The organism is Bacillus sp. T33-2, assembly GCF_002860205.1.
Classification (GTDB): Bacteria; Bacillota; Bacilli; order Bacillales; family Cytobacillaceae; genus T33-2.
This window is the reverse complement of sequence record NZ_PGVB01000033.1, coordinates 18,284-39,055: the sequence shown is the minus strand read 5'-3', so window position 1 is coordinate 39,055 and position 20,772 is coordinate 18,284. Positions and strand designations below refer to the sequence as shown.

Below are 20,772 nucleotides of genomic sequence, written 5' to 3'. Positions count from 1 at the left end.
CATAATCTTAATAACATTTCCCATTCTGCCTCGGTTTTCGTGAAAAATATCTTTTACGATTTCCGGGTCTTTTGTTTTTGCCACCAGCCCGTTTGTTTAGTCTCGATTTTCAACTTTACTCTGACAAAAACCCGGGATGCTCTAACCTAAAACTGAAAGATAACAAAGCATAAGAGCAGGAAATTTACATTGTTCTCCAGAATGAGTTAATAGTGCCTTTCGCTAAAATAATGACATACATGGCTTTTCAGGTGTTCCTATTGAATGATTTGGGCATGGGGAAATACATGCCGGTTCATTTTCTGATAACACATCCCACAGAACAGTGAACCTTTCCTTTGGCAAACTACCCATAAGTAACATATCGGGGTAAATTATTCCCTCTGACCTGTCCGGGATGATTAGCGACCTGACTGTGTAGCGTATGAGGAGCAAAGTATTAGTGACGGAAATTACCGATTTTAGTGTTCATTGTAAAACTGGCAGTGCTTTTGAAAAATGAAAGCACTGCTTTTATTTGTTTATGGTAAAAAACCCCTGAGATTCAGGACTTGAAATAGTCATTGCTCATTTAAAGTAAATTACCGATACTTGATTTAATTTTAGTTATTCTAATATTTTGATAGTTAAAACATTATTTTCCTAAAACAATTATATTGTAACATCGCTAAAATACTCATATAATACTATTCAATAAGGACATTTGTTTTTCTGGGGTGGACTTTATTGTATTGGCATCCACGGAATCATCAATCCTTCACATCCTGATTAATAGTGCCTTTGGAGCGGAATCGAAAAGATAATAAAATCGCACAGACAGCTCTACTAAAGGGGAATGTGGAACACATCGAATAAAAGTCACTAGACTAGAAGGGGAAATTTCTATGCAAAGTCAACTGATAAAGTTGAGTCAGGGGAGTTTGGTTAAACAAATTATCGTAGGTTTGATTATTGGGATCATACTGGCTGTAACAATCCCGGAAGCTGCAAAACCGGTTGTAATTTTAGGGTCTTTGTTTGTAGGTGCTTTGAAAGCAATTGCACCTGTATTAGTACTATTCTTGGTTATGTCGGCCATCGCCCAGCACAAGCGCGGCAACAAGACAAATATGAAAACCATTATCGTGCTTTATCTTTTAGGCACTTTCCTGGCAGGACTTATAGCAGTTATTGTAAGTTTTATATTTCCAGTGAGCCTACAACTTGCAGCGGGCCCTGAGGACGTGACGGCTCCGGGCGGTGTTGTAGAGGTCCTGAAAACTTTATTGCTGAACATTGTCGATAACCCGGTGAATGCTGTTATCAATGCTAACTATATTGGCGTTTTAGCTTGGGCAATCCTTCTTGGTGTTGCCCTGAAAAATGCCGCTGATACGACAAAAACGATGATTGCCAATTTTTCAGATGCAGTATCTAAATTCGTTGCATGGGTGATCAGGTTTGCTCCATTAGGAATCATGGGCCTGGTGTTTGAATCCATTACGACAAACGGGCTTGAGTCGCTGCTAAGCTATGGAAAATTACTTGCGGTATTGATTGGTTGCATGATTTTTGTGGCCCTTGTTGTGAATCCAATTATTGTGTTCACTGCCATCCGCCAGAATCCATACCCACTTGTATTTAAGTGCTTAAAGGAAAGCGGCATTACAGCATTCTTTACACGCAGTTCAGCTTCAAATATTCCTGTAAATATGAGACTGTGTGAAAATCTAGGCTTGAGTAAGGATGCTTATTCAGTATCTATTCCATTAGGCGCAACCATCAATATGGCCGGTGCCGCGGTGACCATTTCTGTTTTGACACTGGCTGCGGTCCATACACTGGGCATTCAGGTGGACATACCTACTGCATTAATCCTCAGTGTGCTGGCAGCTGTATGTGCCTGTGGCGCTTCAGGGGTTGCTGGAGGGTCCCTATTGCTGATACCTCTGGCTTGCAGCCTATTCGGGATCCCGGATGATGTTGCGATGAAGGTAGTTGGTGTAGGCTTTATCATCGGGGTGTTACAAGACTCTTTTGAAACGGCACTTAACTCATCTACAGATGTACTGTTCACAGCAGCAGCTGAATTTAAAGAGCGGCGTAAGCAAGGAAAAAACAGAGATATTAAAAACGTTGCATAAAGAAATCTATCGGTGATTGACTGCACCCCAAAAGGTCTGATGGGTGGGTACATGCAGACGAAGCCTCCGCGTTCAATTGGCTGGAGTGTTTTCACAGATAGTCGTTCAGGAAGCAGGACACATACTCAGTGCCTGCTTCTGTTATTTTTAGGAAAAATGATGTATTGTAAAATTTACGGTGAAAATGGTAATAAAAACGGGATTGATGGCGACAAATCGACCTTATGATTTATGGTTTTATAATACTGAAACGTTAAACAAAGCAAGGGGGTATCATAATGTCGGAACAAACCGAACTCGCCACATTCGCGGGCGGCTGCTTCTGGTGCATGGTGGAGCCATTTGAGGAGCAGCCAGGGATTAAAGAAGTTGTCTCAGGCTATACAGGCGGTCATACCGAAAACCCAACCTACGAGGAAGTGTGCTCTGATACAACCGGCCACTATGAAGCGGTCCAGATTGTGTATGACCCTGCTGTTTTCCCTTATGAAAAATTGCTTGAGCTGTTTTGGCAGCAAATTGACCCGACTGATGCGGGCGGCCAGTTCAATGATCGGGGATTGCGTACCGGACGGCCATTTTTTATCATAATGAGGCACAAAGGGAGATGGCTGAAGCATCAAGGAACGAGCTTGAGTCGAGCGGCCGTTTTCAAAAGCCGGTTGTAACTGAAATTCTGCCGGCGGGCCGTTTTTACACGGCCGAAGAAAAGCAGCAGCAATACTATAAAAAGAATCCCTTTCACTATAATATTTACAAGGAAGGTTCCGGCCGCGCGCCCTTTATCCGTGAAAACTGGAAAAACCGAAAAAGTGATGAGCAATTGCGGCAGGAGCTGACTTCAATTCAATACGATGTCACAAGAAATAATGCGACAGAACCACCTTTTCGTAATGAATATTGGGAACAATTTGAAGAAGGCATTTATGTTGATATCATTTCAGGGGAGCCGCTGTTCAGTTCAAAGGACAAGTATGACGCACACTGCGGATGGCCAAGCTTTACGAAGCCGCTGCGCCGCACTGAGCTCGAGGAAAGGTTTGATACGTCACACGGAATGCGGCGGATCGAGGTTCGGGCTAAAACATCCGATTCGCACCTCGGCCATGTGTTCGATGACGGACCAGGACCTGACCGGGCACGTTATTGCATTAATTCCGCAGCCCTCCGTTTTGTGCCGAAGGAAAAGCTCGATGAAGAGGGATATGGACAGTTCACACGGCTGTTTGAATAAAAGGGGAGCACAGCCTTCATACATTGGGCTGTGCCTCTTTTGTTGTTAGTACTCGGAGATTCCACTCAAGAAAATAATGGAAATATTATGAAACATACGATAGAATAAACATAAAAAACCAGGGGAGCTATGGATGAATAAAGAAAAGATTATAGCAGAAAAAGTCAAACTGGCCGAATGGGCTGATACTTTAAAGAGCTTGTCCGAAGATGTGTGGTTCAAACCGCTTAAAGATGGCTCCTGGGGAACAGCAGATGTGATATCGCATTTTATTTCTTGGGATCAATTTATCATTGATTACAGGATATCTTACTTATTGAAAGATGAAAGCTTTCCAAGTGTTCCTGTAGATGTAGAGGAGATGAATAAAAAAGCGTCTGACTACGCACGTGCCGGGATTCTGAAGGATGATTTAATTGATGAATTTGTCTCTGTCCGTGAACGATTAGTATCGCATTTGGAGCAAATCCCGGATGCCCTGTTTGACCAGCCCTGCCCCGGCAAGGAACATTTAACAGTAAAAGAATATTTTAGCGGGATGATTGAGCATGATCAAAAGCATAAAGAACAAATAGATTCTTTTTTAAAAGAACAAATAAATTAGTTTGTGTGATTTGCCAGCGTAAAGGAGAAAGGCACGTTATCCGTGCCTTTACCCTTTTTATATGGTATCCGCCGATCATATTAGCGTTATATTATGCGTGAACACCGATGCTGGCCCGTTAGTATTTTTCAATCTGTTCGGCAAGGTAGATGCTTAATTTTCGCCTGTTTTTCCTTAACTTCATCCTGTCCGGTGCGGAATCAAATAAGTATTTTTCTTCGTCGGTCTCCGGATATACAGCGGGGACTTTTTTTGTTTTACCATGTTCATCCAATGAAACAAAGGTAATGAAGCTTGTGGCCGCGACTTTTGTTTCTCCGCTTATTAAATGTTCCGCTATTACTTTCACGAACACTTCCATTGAGCTGCTGCCTGTAAAGGTAACGAAGGATTCCAGATGCACTGCATCTGTTGGTCGGATTGGATGCAGGAAATCAACTGAATCCATTGATGCTGTTACACATTCAGACCTGCAATGCTTAGCTGCCGAAATGGAAGCCACCACATCGATGGATGCCATCAATTTTCCGCCAAATAGTGTTTGGTGGTTATTTGTATCCGGAGGCAGTACTCTGTTTGTCTGGAATACTCTTGATTCTGCACAAGGTTTGCTGTTTGGTGCCATAGTCATCTGATTTAAGCCCCTTTGACTGATTAATTGCTGATTACATTATATTATGATTTACCATCGGAACAGTAGTTATTGTGTGACTATAAGCCCCTAATTCGGTGGGGGCCTGACACCCAGCCAAGTAACGCGTTAACACAGTGGGGGCCTGACCCCCACTTGAGTATAGTGTGAAAGGGCCTTTAATATTTCTGCTTGTAATGGGCGAGCGTGAGCAAGGGGAAAATGTAGTCGTAGCTGTGGTAGTGGATGTAGAATGCGCCCGCCATTCCCTGTCCTTTTGGATAGTCGCTCGTCCAGTCCTTTTTGCTATGATTTTCAAGCAAATATTTTATTCCTGACTGGATTGCGGGGGTCGGCTTGCGAGAAGCGGCGATCAAAGCATCGACTGCCCAGGCGGTATGTGTTACAGTGCTCACTCCCAGGGGGATGTACGTATTCATGATATCGCTCTTGCAGGACTCGCCCCAGCCCCCGTCGTCATTTTGGATTCGCACCAGCCAGCTGGCCGCTTTTTGAATCGACCGGTGATGCTGGGATACTCCAGATGCCATAAGCCCAGTAACCGCTGCCCATGTACCGTAAATATAGCAAATCCCCCAGCGTCCGTACCAGGAACCATCCTTTTCCTGGTTTCCCACCAGCCAATCAACACCTCGTTTCATCGATGGATGGTTTTTCGATAAATTGGTGTATCTCCCTAAAAATTCAAGTGTCCGGCCAGTTAAATCTGCACTGGCTGGATCCGTGAGCAGAAATTTACCACCTTCAATAGGAAGCAAATTCAATATTTTTTTGTCCACATTTTTTTCAAAGGCAGGCCAGCCGCCATCATCATTTTGCATCGAGAACAGCCAATTGATTCCCCTGTCCCAGGCTTGATGGAAAGCGGAATCCAGCCGGACTTTTCTGGATAACGACCGAAGTGATGCAGTCGTGTCATCCACATCGGGGTGGATCGTGTTCACCTCTGAAAATCCCCAGCCACCCGGCAGGACATCTGGATTATGGATCATCCAGTCTCCATATTTAAAATGCTGGCGCTCCATCAAAAAACGGTTTGCATCAGCAATAACACGGTCTGATGGTGAAATTCCGGCTTCCTGCAGCGCATAGCTGATCAATGACGTATTCCAGACAGATGCAGTCGTATATTGCATATGGGTTTGTCCGTAAATCTCGCACTTCATCGCTTTTAGCCCGTCCACAGCTTTCAAAATAATAGGATCCCTGTTTGAATACCCGAGCGAGAGTAACGCAAAAATCATCAGGAAGGTCGAACTGAAGTAACTATAAAAGGTACCGTCCGGTTCAATCCGGTTAAGCATGTATTCCTTGGCACGTTCAATGGCGGCCCTGTGGATGCGTTCCGGGTATCCGATCAGGCGGCTCATTCCTTGTTCGAAAGCCGAGTAAAATGGCCTCCACTCCTGGCTCCGGCTCCAGTTAAAGTACTCGTCACCGTCCGCTCTTGAAACAACTAAATCGGAAAGATCGGGACTTCTTTTTGTTTTGCTGCTGAATTTTTTGTCAGCCAAAATCATCATCGGCGCCAGATTGGCCCGCCCGTAAACAGAGAAATCGAAGAAATTGACCGGGAATGACAGCGGTAGCAGGATCATTTCAACCGGAAGCGGGAAAAACCGCGGCCATCTGTATTGGCCGGTTAAGCTGAGCATAATTTTTGTGAACATATGGGCTTTTTCCATGCCGCCATTCGCCAATATAAACCGTTTCGCCGCCCTCATCCTCTTATCTTCCTTCGACACAAAGCCGGAGTATAGAAGAGAATAATAGGCTTCTACTGTAGCAGATAAATTTCCGCCACCCTCGTCATGGAACAGCTTCCAGGCGCCATTGTGCCCTTGCCTGCCTATGATTCTTTCAGTTAATTCGCAGATTAATTCTTCATCATTTATTTCCAATGTCCTTAATAAAATGATCATATAAGCATCTGTCGAGATGCCTGTTTCAAACGGGTATTTCCAGGAACCATCCTCGGCCTGGCCGGATTTTAGCGTTTCAAAAATCCTGCGTATCACGGCTTCTGTTTCTAGCTTCATTCTTCTCACCCCACTTCAATGACCTGCTTTTTAAAACATATTCTTGCTATAAAAAAGAATACATCAAGGAGGGGAGCTATCATTTTTTTTCTTAAAAAAAAGCGGAAGCCCTCTAAAACACTTTTGGAAATAAAGCAGGATTTGAAGAAAAAGCGGGCGGCGGCAAAGGTACAGCTATCAGCAGACATTGCCCTTTCAAAAAAAGACAGGCTGTTAATTGAGGAAATTCGAAAAAAAACAGAGGAACTGAATATCAACAATGTGACGCGAACAAAGGCATACCTCGATTTTTACCGTCACTATCCTGAAATTCACTGGGCATTTCTCGGGCATATGGTGTCACGGAACGGGGGATGGAATATGACCGATTTAAGGGGGGAGCTGCTTTGCCGGCTTCTTAGTGAACAAACAAAGAAAGACTTTTTCGCGTTTTTGGAAAGGGGCAACTGGCTCATCTTCCAGGATGCTTACCGGCAATTCCTGCTTTACGATGTATGCATGAAGCGAAAACAGAATCTGTTTTACCTGTTGCGCTATCTCAATATTTCGGTCTTTATGGAAACAATCTGGGAGCATTTTTGGAAATGCCGCAACCACTACATTTTAACAATCGGCCTCGTTATAAATGAGCAGAGTTATTTGGAAAAAAGAATAGTCCAAAACCCGGTGTACAAGGATAAAGTATTTTATACGGTGGAATTCCTGCTTCAGGAGCTTCTTTCGTTCAATCATATATTGTTTCCGTTTGGAGGAAAGACGGGAAAAGCTGAACTGGCCGGCCAGACCCTGGACCATTTTGGGTCACTCAACGAACGGATTTTGCTCGGAAAACGGCTGTACAAAATACTTTTTCACGACCAGGCCCAACTCCAAAATGTTATCAAGTGGGCGTACGCACATCCACATACCGGATCGCGAAAGGATTATTGGCCGCATATCTTTAACGACCTGAATGAAGGGTTGCCAGGGACAGGACTAAAACGGCGGCTCAAAGGCTGCCAGCTTCGCAAAGGTGCCGGGCGCCTGTATAGCCCAAGGCTAGAATTTGCCTGGAAAAACGTGAACCATCCGGATGCTGAGCCCGGGGATTGGTTCGAAGATTTAAATGTTGTGGATTACCTTGAGGAACAAGAGGAAAATATCGACGGGGGGATTACCGATGAATATTGTTCAACCCTTGAAAAGCTCGAACTTGCCGCCCTCGCGAAAAAAGCGATCTATATTTAACCGTTTACTATCCTATTTTCCAGCGATGATGTTTGCTTCCCTGTTTGGGACGTATTCAGACCTTTATTTTGTCGGGAAAGGGGCATATGAATTCCCTGCAAGGCCTTTTGCCGGTATATTTCATGTCAATATTGCTTTTACCCTTATTGCGCTGCCGCTGTTGACGGTTTGTTTTCTTAATTTTGTAAAAAGGCTAGAGCGCTGGAAAAGATGGGCCATCATCGCCCTAGTGAGTGCCGCTGCTCCGGCTGCTGAAAGGATCGCGGAACAATTGGGCTTGTTCCGCCATGGTGAAGCATGGAGCCATGCCTATTCTTTTTTCGGTTATCTCTTTTTCCTGTCAATTATCTGGAAGATGTATAAATGGACCATTACAGCAAGAAAATTGTAAGGAGCAGGAATCAATGTACGATTCCTGAGAACGGGTTGCTTCTTGAATGAAGCAGCCTTTTTTTATCCATCTGTATTATATTGCTTGTACGCAGTTACGCTGCTTTTCAAAATGATGGCCATTGGGTATCTTAAATGTATATATATGAAAATCAATGGAGGCCTCAAAACCGGCACTTTCACCATGGAGAGGGAAATAAAGAAAGCAAGGATGATAAAGATGGGAAGAAAACTGGCAGTGATTGATATTGGTTCTAACACAATCAGGCTGACTGTGTACAATTATAAAGCGAAAAGTATTTTGAAAGAGATTGAGAACATCAAGGTTTCAGCTCGGCTGCAAAGCTACCTGGATAGTGATCAAATGTTAACCTCTGAAGGTCTTAATATCCTGCTCGACTCATTAGCTGTTTTTAAAGAAATTGTCTCCCTGCATAAAGTGACATCAATTAAAGTGTTTGCCACCGCAGCAATAAGGAAGGCGAAAAACCAGCTGGAAATAAAACAAGTGATACACGAGAAAACAGGGTTTTCCGTGGAGGTTTTACCAGGACAATCCGAAGCGTATTATGGTTTCCTTGGTGTCATTAACTCAACTTACCTGAAAGATGGCGTCACGATTGACATTGGCGGGGGCAGCACGGAAATTACCCTATTCTTAAATCGAAAAATGGTGCACGCCCACAGTTTTCCTTTTGGGGTCATCAGCTTAAAGCAGCAGTTTATCAAAGGACAAACTCCTTCCATCGAAGAATTAGACAGGTTGTCTGCTTATTTAATGACTAAATTCCAGGAAATTGACTGGCTGATAGATTGTCAGCTGCCAATCATCGGTATTGGCGGCAGTGCGCGGAATTTAGCGAAAATGGATCAGGCCGGCAGGAACTATCCAATTGACTCGATCCATCAGTATGAAATTAATCTCAATGATATCGTGGCGGTAAAAGAAAAATTGTCTTCTTTATCGTTTGAAGAAATACAACGGGTCGAAGGGCTGTCCAAAGAACGTTCAGACATCATAATCCCTGCTATTGAAGTTTTTCTGTCGATGTACCGGATTGTTAATGCACCTTTTTTTCAATTCTCCCAAAAAGGAATCAGGGACGGGATTTTATATGAAAAGCTGCTGAACGATGGAGCCGAAGACGAAAATCAGGAGCCGCTTGAGAAAAGCCTTTATCAATTGGCATTTGAGCATGATGTGGATGTAGATAAACGGTCGCAGACAGTTAAAACCGCCGAGATGATCTTCAATGCCATCCGTGAAAGCGATGTGTGTGAATTAAACGGGAATGAATTAATTGACCTGAGAAATGCGGGATCGATTTATAAATTAGGAGAATTTTTCGATAGAGATTCTGCGGGTTCACATACATTTTATTTGTTGTCAAACCGTAGCCTGGACGGGATTTCCCATCGCGACCGGATCAAACTTGCTTTATTGGCTGCCTACCATTCCAAAAATTCTTTTAAAGAGAATATAAAACCGTTTAAAGAATGGTACACAAATGAGGAAAAACAAAAAATAAAGCTGCTTGGAGCAATATTAAAATTTTCATTCATTTTAAGCAGTACGAAGAGAGAAATTATTCAGGATATACGCTTTTCAGAAGGAAAAGATATGGTTGCTATGGAGATTTATTGCAATAAAAGCTGGCAGGTGGAACAACAGGCAGCCAGCAAACAGGTGAAGCATTTGGAGCATGCGTTAGGCAAAAATATAACCCTGCATTTTACTTCACGCAGGTAGCTTTCAACGTAAAAATTCTTGATCCGTAAAGGGAGAGATTAAAGTGCAAGACAACGCAGACTTGAATCAACCTGCTTTTTTCAATAACAGGGAGCTCAGCTGGCTGGCTTTTAACGACAGAGTCCTGGAAGAAAGTATGGACGAACGTAATCCGCTGCTAGAACGGCTCAAATTCCTGGCCATATTCAGCTCGAACCTCGACGAGTTTTTTATGGTCCGGGTTGCCGGTCTCAAGGATCAGATAGAAGCAAGGTTTATGAAACCTGAAAATAAGGCGGGACTGACACCGAAGGAACAGATAACGGAAATTACAAAAATCACCCATGACAATATGTCCAGGCAATACAGCAATTATAAACATCTGCTAGATTTGTTGGAAAAAGAGGATGTTTCCCTTCTTTCAATCAGGGAAGTTCCCCAAGATGCGTTAATTTATCTGGAAAAGCATTTTGACGAGGTTATTTTTCCTGTATTGACACCGATGGCAATCGACGCTTACCGGCCTTTTCCGTTGTTGGCTAATAAAAGCATGAATCTTGCCGTTGTGCTGTCTGAACATGAAGAAGGATCCACAGACCCGGAAAAATTAGCTATTGTGCAAGTACCAAGAGGGTTCCAGCGATTTGTGGAGGTTGCAGGCTATGGAGAACATGGCAGGAAGCAGTTTGTATTAATTGAAGATGTGATCAGCCACTTTGTACATAAACTTTTTCATGGTTTGCATGTGCAATCCGTAACACAATTCCGAATTACAAGGAATGCAGATCTGGAAATACACGAGGAGGGCGCAAGAGACCTGCTGGAGGAAATTGAAGAAGAGTTGAAAATGCGAAAATGGGGCGCTACCGTCCGGTTGGAAATAGCAAAAAACTTCTTTGATCCCGACATATTATCTTATTTATTGGATGAACTGGAAATACATCAAAAAGATGCTTATTTGATAAACGGCCCTCTTGACTTAACGTTTTTATTCAGTTTTTATAAACAATTTGCGCCTTTAAAGAAACACCTCATTTTTGAAAAGTATAACCCCCAGCCTGTGAAGGATATTATCCAGGTGGTGAACGGGGGAGAAAAAAATATTTTTGATATTGCCAAAACTAAAGATATCCTGTTGCATCACCCTTATGAATCTTTTGAGCCTGTTATTGATTTAGTCAGAAGTGCTGCCGAGGACCCGAATGTACTCGCCATTAAGCAAACTCTTTACAGGGTCAGTGGAAACTCGCCGATTATTGAAAATTTGAAAAGAGCGGCTGAAAACGGGAAGCAAGTGCTTGTCCTGGTTGAACTGAAGGCGCGGTTTGATGAGGAGCATAATGTACACTGGGCAAAGGAACTGGAGAAATCGGGCTGCCACGTGATTTACGGGAAGACTTTCTTGAAGACCCATAGCAAAATCACGCTCATCGTCCGTAAAATGAATGATACCATCCAGCGGTTCGTGCATCTTGGAACCGGAAATTATAATGAAGAAACAGCCAAGGTTTACACTGATCTGGGATTGATCACGTCAAACCCTGAATTTGGGGTGGACGCAACCAATTTCTTTAATTATTTGAGCGGTTTTATGGAAAAGCCGGACTTTCAGCATTTTTATGTATCACCTATCGATATTCGCGAACATTTTATCCAGCTGATCGACGAGGAAATAGAATTCCATCAGCAATTTGGCAATGGCAGGATCATTGCTAAAATGAATTCTGTGACCGACAAAAAAATCATTGTGAAGCTGTATGAAGCCTCGCGGGCTGGTGTCAGGATCGACATGATTGTGCGCGGAATCTGCTGCCTCCGCCCGGACATCGATGGGGTGAGTGAAAATATTAGGGTCATCAGCATTGTTGGCCGGTTTTTAGAGCATAGCAGGGTCTATTATTTTCATCACAACGGCCGGGAAAAGATTTTCCTGTCATCTGCAGATTTAATGACGAGGAACATGGAAAACCGGGTTGAAATTGCATTCCCTGTTTTGGACAATGAACAGAAGGACCGGATTAAACAAATACTTTCTATCCAATTAAGAGATAATGTTAAAGCCCGCATACAAGACCAATATGGAAATTATTATTATGTTTCAAAATGTGCTGACGACCTCGAGACCGACAGTCAAATGATATTTCTGGGCATGGCATACCAGGCGGCTGATGATGATAGGGAGTAAGGGAGAATCCAATTTTGAATGCTGGAGCTGACAAAAACGGATTTTGCAAGTGTGCAGCATAACCCTGTGATGCAGTTTGGCCGGGCAAAACAAAGGACACCCTATATATTGACCTGGAGAAACATTTTTAGTCAGTTTTTACAATTGTGAGATGCCGAAAAAAGATTGCTATAGACCCACACGCATCTGCATTGATAAGATGGGCAAGTGATACAGTTTGAAGGGTGAGTAGCATGGATGAGCAAAAATTCAAGAATTTGAAAATGGGTGAACGCGGGGTCATCATCAGCATTATTGCTTATATCAGTTTGTCGGCATTAAAGCTGTTTGTCGGAATCAACAGCCATTCGGATGCTTTAAAAGCGGATGGTTTGAACAATATGACTGATATTATCGCTTCAGTCGCCGTTTTAATTGGGCTTCGATTATCCCGGAAACCTGCAGACCTGGACCATCCGTACGGCCACTGGAAAGCTGAAACGATCGCTTCATTGATGGCATCATTTGTCATGGCGGTTGTCGGCATCCAAGTACTGGTTGACGCAATCAGGTCTGTGTTTGAAGGCGATGCCCAGTCACCTGATGTCATATCTGCATGGACAGGCGTATTTTCTGCTTTTGTGATGTACGCTGTGTATCGGTTTAATAAGGCGCTGGCCGAAAAAATTGATAGCCAGTCAGTTATGGCAGCGGCCAAGGACAATCTTTCTGACGCATGGGTAAGTATCGGGACCGCCATCGGCATTTTCGGTTCCCAATTTAATCTGCCCTGGCTGGACCCTTTAACTGCCTTCATCGTAGGTTTGCTCATTTGCAAAACCGCATGGGAAATCTTCCGGATTGCATCGCACCAATTGACGGATGGTTTTGATCAGGAAAAGATGGAGAGTTATAAAGAAACAATTGAAAGCATCGAAGGAGTAAAAGGCGTTACAAATATTAAAGCGAGGAATTATGGCAATAATACAGTCGTCGATGTCGTCATTTTAGTAAATTCCACCCTGGATATTCGTAATGCACACGACATATCAACCAAAGTTGAAAAAGCGCTGGTTGCAGAACATGACGTCTATGATGTGCATGTCCACATAGAGCCAAATTAATAAGCGGCAATAATTATAATCCTTTCAAAGCCTGCAGTTACAGTCCTCGCAGGCTTTTTTTGCACGCCCAAAAATATGTACAAAACAACTTCCTGAATGTCCTGGCATAATTTAGTACAGATGCATTTTAGAGAAAATAATGAGGAAGTGTTGCTGAATGTTTGTGTATAACCCGGCGGATGGAGGCTTCTATTATTCACCAGTCCCTGTTTATCATCCACATGACCAAACACCTTATTGGGCGGACCAGTCTGAAGAACGGGCACGGCAAAGGTTCCACCAGTTCAGGCCGATTAAACATTCGACCAGGGACCAGCTGATTGTGCCAAGAGGGTACAAATATGATATCGTCGCAAGCTGGGGCGATGACCTCGGAAACGATGAAAAATTTGGTTTCAACAATGATTTCACCTGTTATTTTGGAAACAACCCGAATGATGGTGTATTGTGGGTGAATCATGAGTATATCGGCAATCTAAGCATGTACGTTACCGGCTACACTGGCGAGGGCGAGCGTACGCCGGAACAGATCAGGATTGAAAAATACAATGTTGGCGGTTCCGTTATCCACATTAGAAAGGGAACCGATGATGGAAAATGGCATATTGTAAAAGGTTCCCGTTATAACCGGAGGATTACGGCCAACACTCCTATTGAGCTCACCGGCCCGGCCCGGGGAGATGCTGCCGTCCAGGGCGCAACAGCAGTAACAGGGACGTTTGCCAATTGTTCCGGAGGCAAAACGTGGTGGAATACCGCGCTGAGTGGTGAAGAAAATTATGAAGGCATCATCAAGGACTGGGCGCCGGCGGGTGAACTTGACCCGACCCATTACGGCTGGGTCGTTGAAATTGACCCACTTGATCCTAATTCAATCCCGAAAAAGCATACAGCGCTTGGCCGTTTTGCCCATGAGAATGCCGTAATGACTGTCGGCAGGAACGGACGGGTTGTGGTGTACTCAGGGGATGATGCGAATGATGAATGTGTGTATAAATTTATCAGTGACGGCGTATACCGCCGTGATGCGGGGAAAGAAAACAGCCGGCTTCTTGAAGAAGGCACGCTGTATGTAGCGGACTTCGGATCGGGGCGCTGGGTTCCGCTTGATCTGGAAAAAACACCTGCACTAAGGGAAAAATATCGTACCCAGGGGGAAGTCCTTGTCAATACGAGGGCAGCTGCCAAAATGGTCAAAGGAACTCCAATGGACCGTCCGGAAGATATTGAAATCCACCCAAGGGACGGCTCAGTATACATCGCCCTGACCAACAATATTGAGCACGGCAACTATTACGGCCAAATCATCCGGCTGGTTGAAAGGAATAACAACCACGAAAGCGTTAATTTCGACTATGAAATATTTGCTGCTGGTGGTCCGCAAAGCGGTTTTGCGTGTCCGGACAACATGGCCTTCGATTCGGCAGGAAACCTGTGGGTAACAACAGATATTTCTTCGGGTTCATTAAATGAAGGGGCTTACAGGCATTTTGGCAATAACGGGTTATTTATGATACCGACAGCGGGCCGTGACCGTGGGAAAGCTTTTCAGTTTGCTTCAGGGCCAGTGCAGGCTGAATTGACAGGGCCATGGTTCACCCCCGATGAAAAAACCTTGTTTTTATCAGTACAGCATCCTGGTGAAGAAACGGAGGATCCAGACAACCCAACAAGCCGCTGGCCTCACGGGGACATCCCGCGGCCGTCAGTAGTAGCGATTTCGAGAAAATGATGGGTGCTTTATGTTTTTATCTCCAACCCTTGGCCATCCAAGGGTAATTTATTTTTTTCTGGATCAGTTTTTTTTTGATTTTTTATTGGGTGGCCACTGTAATATTTTCAATTAAATTACAGCTGCTGGGAATATAATAGAAGTTACCGGGATAAAAACGAGACTTACCGGCATTATATTTTCCGTTACTGGGAAAAAAATCAGACTTACCGGGATTTTCGTTTAGCTTCCTATCAAAAGATGTCCCTTGTGGTCGTTTTCACCTATGTAAAATGGTCCAGCTGATACAGATTTGTAATTATTTCTTAAAATCAAATTCATGGCTTCTCAAAATCAAATAGTTATTCTATTAACGAACTAAATATTGAGAGGAGAAGTTGAATGAGAGGAATATTTCGCAGCATTATTTTATCAACAGCATTAGTAGCAGCAGGATCAGGCACATTTTTACAATCTGAGGCAGCAGCGGATGATGCTAAACCATCAATTAATCCAAAGCAGATTTTGAATGTGTCACACCGCGGAGCTTCCGGATACGCACCAGAGCATACCATTCCGGCATATGAACTCGGAGAAAGGATGAAGGGAGATTATATCGAAATCGACCTTCAGATGACCAAGGATGGAGAGCTCATCGCGATGCACGATGAAACACTCGACCGCACCACAAATGGCACCGGCCTCGTCAAAAATTATACACTTGCAGAAATCAAGCAGCTTGATGCAGGGTCCTGGTTTAATGAAGCATATCCGGAGTTTGCGAAACCGGAATACGCTGGCCTACAGGTTCCGACTCTTCAGGAAGTCATTGAAAGGTTCGGCCGGGGAGAGCGCTACTATATTGAAACAAAATCACCTGAAGTGTATCCGGGCATGGAAGAAAAGCTGCTGGAGATTTTGCGTGAGTATAAGCTGATCGGAAAAAATGCTGCTTCAAGCAAGGTACTCATCCAGTCATTCAGCCCGGAAAGTTTGCTGAAGGTACACGAAATGGACCCGACGATTCCTCTCGTACAGCTTTTATGGTATACCGGCCCTGCTGTTATTTCTGATGCTGAGCTGGAGGCAGTCAAAAAATATGCAATCGGAGTCGGCATGAACTTCAACATGATCGACCAGGCATATGTCCAGAAGGTACGGCAGCACGGCCTGCTGATCCATCCGTACACAGTCAATGAGCAGGCAGACATGAGAAAACTTTTGGACTGGGGAGTGACAGGAATGTTCACGAATTACCCCGACAGGCTTCATCAGGTAATAAAAGAGAAGAAATTCAAGTAAGCGTATGAAAGCTGCACGGTTTTCCTGCAGCTTTTTTCCTTTTTTTATTTATTTCAGGACTTCGTTACTTTTGAATAGCAAATGACCTTGTGGAGAATAGCCTTTGCTGGGCACAGGTTGGGGAAAGAATACAAGTTACCCAGTTATATGATTTACTTTCCTCAACGGTGTCATTTTTGCTGTTGAGTCTAATGCCGGGAATTCTGTTATTTTAGGGATTGTGTGCTCGACAGACAGCTCCCTGCAACAATAAACTGCAAATAAATAATCTGTCTCCGTTTCAATTAATACATCCCACTTAAATATGGAAGTCCGCGGGGTCAGTTTTATTTGGACTGCGCTGTGAAAGTGCTCCTGCAGCAATTTCTTCGTCATTCCTGCGTAATATGTCCGCCCAAAAAGGTAGAAAAACATTGCTATGTACACAAATAAAAATATCTTACCAGTGTCGAAAAACGAGATTAAGCTAAATCCGATGGCATGGAGGATAATGATAGACGGATCGAATGATCGGGTTGAGTCACAGGCAATCCATTTCGATGGAAAAGGGGGAACCGCCAGCGTACCGTATGCATTGAATAAATCCAATACAACGTGGATGAGTACCGCAAACAGCGTCCATATAAACAGATGAAGGAAGGAAATGCCCGGAAAGAATGGATACACGGCACCGGAAACCGCGAGCCCCCACAAAGGAAGTGCAGGCAATGAGTGAGACCAATGTCGGTCATTCTGTGAATAGCTGCCATTCCCTTTCAGTTTATAAAAAAAGCCAAAATCAGGTGCATTTGCCCCGGCTGCCGCACCAATGGTGACGGCTTGTGACAGCATTGCATCGCTAGCCACCACTGGATCAATTTGCGCCAGCGCAGCTAAACCTAATCCGATGATAATGTGAGACATTGTATCCAATTCAGTTCCTCCTAGCCTGGTATGTCGGATGCCATATGTGTTTGCTGTATCGCATAGTCAGTAATGGTTTTTGCAGAATGGGCTTTGTGAATCTGCTGTAATGCCCATTTCATGCTGTTTGCCAATTCTTCGTTTCGGGAAACCCTTTGGACGTGGTCAATGGTGTCGACCAATGTATGGGAAACGAGGGCGGCCCCTTTTTCTGCGAAATGCCTGGCATTTTCAGCTTCCTGGCCGGGGACGGGCTTATAAAGAATGAGGGGAAGCTTCAATGAAGCTGCCTCAGTCACTGTTATCCCCCCAGGTTTGGTGACTAAGCAGTGTGATATGGCAAAAAGCTCTTGGATGTCCTCTGTATAAGCGAATAAACGGAATGTACCCGGAAACACATAAATTAGCGGCAGAAGCTTTTCGTATAAATTCCGGTTTTTTCCGCAGACGGCGATGACCTGTACCGATGGATTTTGCAGCAAAGCCAGGCATAGCTCCTTGACATTCTTTAAAACCCCCTGGGCGCCGGCCAGAATCGTAACCACTTTTTTATAGGGGGAAAGTTCATGTTTTTGAAAAACTGCTCCTGTATCCATCCGCTTTTCAAAATCAGCCCGAATGGGAATTCCACTTACTGTAACCTGTTTTTCAGACACGTTCTGTTTTAACAAACCGCTTTTAACAGAATCGCAACTGACAAAATAGTGGTCAATGAGAGGGTTGATCCAGTAGGGATGCACGCAATAGTCTGTTATGACGGTATAAACCGGTATCGATTCATTGTATTTATTAATTAGAAAAGGTGCTGAGTGAAGGGGAAAAGTTGAAATCACAAACTGGGGGCGATGCCCGGCGATCAGCTGCATGAGCCTTTTACGTCCGAGGAAACACGAGAATTGAGCCAGCCCCTTAGAGTTGATTTTATTTGTCCCATAATAAAACCACTTATAAAAATAAGGTCCATTATTGAAACTTTTTATTAATAATGACTGGGTGAATTTAGAGATTGCAGGATAAGACTCCCCGAATAAATCGGATATAACAGGCTGAAATCCTTGATTTTGCAGTTCACTGGCAATTACTTTTGCTGCCTGGATATGGCCGCTACCGTAACGGGCTGTAAGGATTAAAGCTGAAGGACGTCTCACGCCAACCCCCCCTGTCTCATCATTTATGCAGTCTGGCGATTTTTGCATTTGAGACGGAGGCTGGTCACCGACTGCCTGGTCTCTACAACAGAGTAGCATGCGTATTTAAAGGGAATATGAAGCAACAACCATTATTTGTAAAGTAAACACTAATATTTGTTAAATTTTCATAAAACATTGGGGATTATGGGTTTAGAGTATGGCGCAGGGCGTTATGTATCCCCTAATGAGATATGGACAAGCTAAAAAACGATGAATTGGACTTTTCAACAAAGGAAATTGTGGGACGAATTAAAGGAGAATAGAGCAATGGCAGAAAAAAGGATCGTTCGGGCCACATACGAAGATTTGGCTTCGATTGATGTCATGTTTGGCGATTGCAAGGAATACCTCGAAAGCAGGGGCATTTTGCAATGGGATGAGACATATCCCAACAGGGAGTATTTTGAAAAAGCGCTAGAAGGGGAAGAAATTTTTATCCTGAAAATGGACGGCCAAATACTTGGCACCATGGTGCTTGACGAATGGCAGGCTCCGGAATGGTCAGAGGCCGGTTGGACTGAATTAAATGGGAAGCCTTTGATCCTTCACTCCTTTTGCGTGCACCCATCCTCACAGGGAGGAGGCTACGGCGGGACAATGCTCCAGTTTGCGGAGGAGTTTGCCAGGCAGCAAGGATATTCTGCACTACGGCTCGATGCTTATTCCGGAAATGAAAGCGCGGTTAAGTTTTACGAAAAGAGGGGCTACAGAAAGACCGGTGAAGTCATCATGGGCCAAAAGCGCCCCGGACATCAGCTTTACTATTGTTATGAGAAATTATTTTAACGGAAGAAGGCAGCTCACCGCAGGCGGTAGCTGCCTTTTAGATTACATAATTGATTGGCAAGCTGCTGTACAAGAGTTAAGATAAAAAAAGAGCTGCCGGTTTCGCCGGCAACTCTTGGTTATCTTTCAACGAGTTCTTTAAAGTTCACGCGTTTGTTTAAATAATACATGACTGGTGCGCCAATTGCCATCACCACAAATTCGCCAATGGCTGTTGTCAGCCAGGTCAGCCAGAATGGCAAGCCAAACGCCAGATTCAGCTCTATGGCAATCAGGAACATGGTGAACGTAAAGACGAAGGTATTGACTACCATCCGCGCCCAAATATTTTCAATGAAACGTGCGGACACAATTGTGATTAATAACGCAATGACGGACTGCCCGACACCAAACACTAAATCATAGGCTTTCATTGGGGAAAAGAACAGATTTGTCAAAAAGACGCCGAGTACGATTCCGTAAATATATTTTTTATTGAACACAACCAGGTGGTTAAACATTTCGGATACCCTGAACTGGATGTTGGTAAAGCCAAATGGCTGGATCAGCATGGAGACAGCGATGTACAAGGCAGCCAGAATGCCATTGACAGTAAGTGTTTTAATATTCATATGCATTTCTCTCCTTAGTTTTTTACCGTGGGAGGTTTTCGAACCACGCTCGAGCAAGCACTCGAAGAATAATACTATAGCATGGACAATATAGTTGTCAACCAGATGGCCGTCCCAGGCCCGGCATGGTCACGCATTAACGTGGCGGGGGTCAGGCCCAACGCACTGTAAAGCGTTAACATAGTGGGGGTCAGGCCCCCGCGGTAAATCTTGAGCCGATGCAATTGCTAAAAAGGAGTTTTGCAGATGTTTAAGTACACGGTTTGTTTTGTAAAGAAGGGCGACGGGATTTTAATGCTAAACCGGGCAAAAGCTCCGATTATGGGGATCTGGAACGGGGTGGGCGGCAAGATTGAACGGGATGAAACGCCCAGGGACGGTGCGATCAGGGAGGTTTTGGAGGAGACAGGAATTGAAGTGGGAGAACCAGAATCAGAAGGCATAATTACCTGGAGCAGCGATTCTGGAGAAGAAGATGGCCTTTATGTCTTCCTCTTTGAGATTGAAACCAATCAATCATTTATTACTCCAATAGCAACCAGGGAAGGAATACTGGACTGGAAAGATATAAGCTGGATATTAGATAAGGATAATATGGGCATACCAGCCATGGTCCCTTACTATCTGCCGTATATGTTGAAGGATAAAGGGAAGTTCAAACAGCATTACAATATTAAAAATGGAAAAATTATTGAATGCAAAATAGAAACAAGGGGCCTGGCCCCCGGCGCGTTAACGCATTAACGCCCTGGGGGTCAGGCCCCATTTTTGCTATTGCCAGCGTGCTGATTTTGATAACTCGGTCAGGGCCCAAATGATATTGAACATGAATACTGCGATGAAGATGGGTACAACCATTACCCAGCTTTTGCCGTGCCGCTCCCGTAACATTCCAACATAATATCCAGAAAAAAACAGCACTGTCATGGCAGCTACAAGCATGATCATAAGAACTAATTGCATACTATCCCTCTCCCTGCAAA

Annotated in this window: 18 protein-coding genes, 1 pseudogene and 1 riboswitch; of the genes and pseudogenes, 13 read left to right on the top strand and 6 right to left on the bottom strand. The window is 44.0% G+C overall.

Annotated elements, in window-relative coordinates:
• Positions 1–884 precede the first annotated feature (884 nt).
• The 4 genes and pseudogenes from sstT (at position 885) to CVD19_RS19850 (ending at position 3,961) form a co-directional block, all read left to right on the top strand.
• Positions 885–2,123, top strand: a complete 1,239-nt coding sequence (gene sstT / locus CVD19_RS19860) for a serine/threonine transporter SstT (RefSeq protein WP_101584849.1) — start codon at positions 885–887, stop codon at positions 2,121–2,123.
• A 278-nt stretch (positions 2,124–2,401) separates the two neighbouring features.
• Positions 2,402–2,922, top strand: a pseudogene (msrA, locus tag CVD19_RS25605) (peptide-methionine (S)-S-oxide reductase MsrA); the annotation flags it as partial.
• Between the two features lie 24 nt (positions 2,923–2,946).
• Positions 2,947–3,357 (top strand): peptide-methionine (R)-S-oxide reductase MsrB, encoded by a 411-nt coding sequence (msrB, locus tag CVD19_RS19855; RefSeq protein ID WP_374702909.1) that lies wholly within the window; start codon positions 2,947–2,949, stop codon positions 3,355–3,357.
• Between the two features lie 133 nt (positions 3,358–3,490).
• On the top strand, positions 3,491–3,961 hold the full coding sequence (locus tag CVD19_RS19850) for a DinB family protein (RefSeq protein WP_101584846.1): 471 nt from the start codon (positions 3,491–3,493) through the stop codon (positions 3,959–3,961).
• Positions 3,962–4,079: 118 nt separating this feature from the next.
• On the opposite strand, the gene CVD19_RS19845 is transcribed toward CVD19_RS19850, so the two are convergent.
• Positions 4,080–4,592: an acyl-CoA thioesterase gene (locus CVD19_RS19845; protein WP_374702908.1), complete on the bottom strand. Its 513-nt coding sequence runs from the start codon at positions 4,590–4,592 to the stop codon at positions 4,080–4,082.
• Between the two features lie 179 nt (positions 4,593–4,771).
• The gene (gene shc / locus CVD19_RS19840) at positions 4,772–6,652 is read right to left on the bottom strand and encodes a squalene--hopene cyclase (protein ID WP_101584845.1); all 1,881 of its coding nucleotides are present in this window, start codon (positions 6,650–6,652) and stop codon (positions 4,772–4,774) included.
• Between the two features lie 141 nt (positions 6,653–6,793).
• Here shc and CVD19_RS19835 point away from each other — a divergent pair, with 141 nt between their 5' ends.
• The 7 genes from CVD19_RS19835 to CVD19_RS19805 all read left to right on the top strand — a co-directional run bounded on the left by CVD19_RS19835 (position 6,794) and on the right by CVD19_RS19805 (position 16,299).
• Positions 6,794–7,879: a DUF2515 domain-containing protein gene (locus CVD19_RS19835; RefSeq protein ID WP_257985210.1), complete on the top strand. Its 1,086-nt coding sequence runs from the start codon at positions 6,794–6,796 to the stop codon at positions 7,877–7,879.
• On the top strand, positions 7,812–8,270 hold the full coding sequence (locus CVD19_RS19830; RefSeq protein ID WP_101584840.1) for a CBO0543 family protein: 459 nt from the start codon (positions 7,812–7,814) through the stop codon (positions 8,268–8,270). Before CVD19_RS19835 ends, CVD19_RS19830 begins: the two co-directional genes overlap by 68 nt.
• Before the next feature lie 219 nt (positions 8,271–8,489).
• Positions 8,490–10,019, top strand: coding sequence for a Ppx/GppA phosphatase family protein (locus tag CVD19_RS19825; RefSeq protein WP_257985209.1), 1,530 nt, complete (start codon positions 8,490–8,492; stop codon positions 10,017–10,019).
• Between the two features lie 43 nt (positions 10,020–10,062).
• Positions 10,063–12,183, top strand: coding sequence for an RNA degradosome polyphosphate kinase (locus tag CVD19_RS19820; RefSeq protein ID WP_101584838.1), 2,121 nt, complete (start codon positions 10,063–10,065; stop codon positions 12,181–12,183).
• Positions 12,184–12,416: 233 nt separating this feature from the next.
• Entirely contained in the window at positions 12,417–13,286 is an 870-nt protein-coding gene (locus CVD19_RS19815; protein ID WP_101584837.1) for a cation diffusion facilitator family transporter, read from the top strand.
• A gap of 157 nt (positions 13,287–13,443) precedes the next feature.
• Positions 13,444–15,018 (top strand): PhoX family protein, encoded by a 1,575-nt coding sequence (locus tag CVD19_RS19810; RefSeq protein ID WP_101584835.1) that lies wholly within the window; start codon positions 13,444–13,446, stop codon positions 15,016–15,018.
• 381 nt (positions 15,019–15,399) lie between these two features.
• Positions 15,400–16,299: a glycerophosphodiester phosphodiesterase gene (locus CVD19_RS19805; protein WP_101584833.1), complete on the top strand. Its 900-nt coding sequence runs from the start codon at positions 15,400–15,402 to the stop codon at positions 16,297–16,299.
• 135 nt (positions 16,300–16,434) lie between these two features.
• Here the strand turns inward: CVD19_RS19805 and CVD19_RS19800 are convergent, their stop codons facing one another.
• Both CVD19_RS19800 and CVD19_RS19795 read right to left on the bottom strand, forming a co-directional pair.
• Entirely contained in the window at positions 16,435–17,202 is a 768-nt protein-coding gene (locus CVD19_RS19800; RefSeq protein ID WP_257985213.1) for a metal-dependent hydrolase, read from the bottom strand.
• Between the two features lie 20 nt (positions 17,203–17,222).
• Positions 17,223–18,350 carry an MGDG synthase family glycosyltransferase gene (locus CVD19_RS19795; RefSeq protein ID WP_101584828.1) on the bottom strand — a complete coding sequence of 376 codons (1,128 nt, stop codon included), beginning with the start codon at positions 18,348–18,350 and terminating at the stop codon, positions 17,223–17,225.
• 309 nt (positions 18,351–18,659) lie between these two features.
• On the opposite strand from CVD19_RS19795, the gene CVD19_RS19790 reads away from it, so the two are divergent.
• Entirely contained in the window at positions 18,660–19,178 is a 519-nt protein-coding gene (locus CVD19_RS19790; RefSeq protein WP_180953715.1) for a GNAT family N-acetyltransferase, read from the top strand.
• A gap of 119 nt (positions 19,179–19,297) precedes the next feature.
• Here CVD19_RS19790 and CVD19_RS19785 read toward each other — a convergent pair whose 3' ends face one another.
• A complete protein-coding gene (locus tag CVD19_RS19785; protein ID WP_101584825.1) occupies positions 19,298–19,789 on the bottom strand; it encodes a QueT transporter family protein in 492 nt (163 codons plus the stop codon).
• A gap of 8 nt (positions 19,790–19,797) precedes the next feature.
• Positions 19,798–19,842, bottom strand: a riboswitch (PreQ1 riboswitch).
• Positions 19,843–20,035: 193 nt separating this feature from the next.
• Between CVD19_RS19785 and CVD19_RS19780 the strand changes: the two genes are divergently transcribed.
• Positions 20,036–20,533 carry an NUDIX hydrolase gene (locus CVD19_RS19780; RefSeq protein WP_101584823.1) on the top strand — a complete coding sequence of 166 codons (498 nt, stop codon included), beginning with the start codon at positions 20,036–20,038 and terminating at the stop codon, positions 20,531–20,533.
• A gap of 27 nt (positions 20,534–20,560) precedes the next feature.
• On the opposite strand, the gene CVD19_RS19775 is transcribed toward CVD19_RS19780, so the two are convergent.
• Entirely contained in the window at positions 20,561–20,752 is a 192-nt protein-coding gene (locus CVD19_RS19775) for a hypothetical protein (RefSeq protein ID WP_101584822.1), read from the bottom strand.
• Positions 20,753–20,772 lie beyond the last annotated feature (20 nt).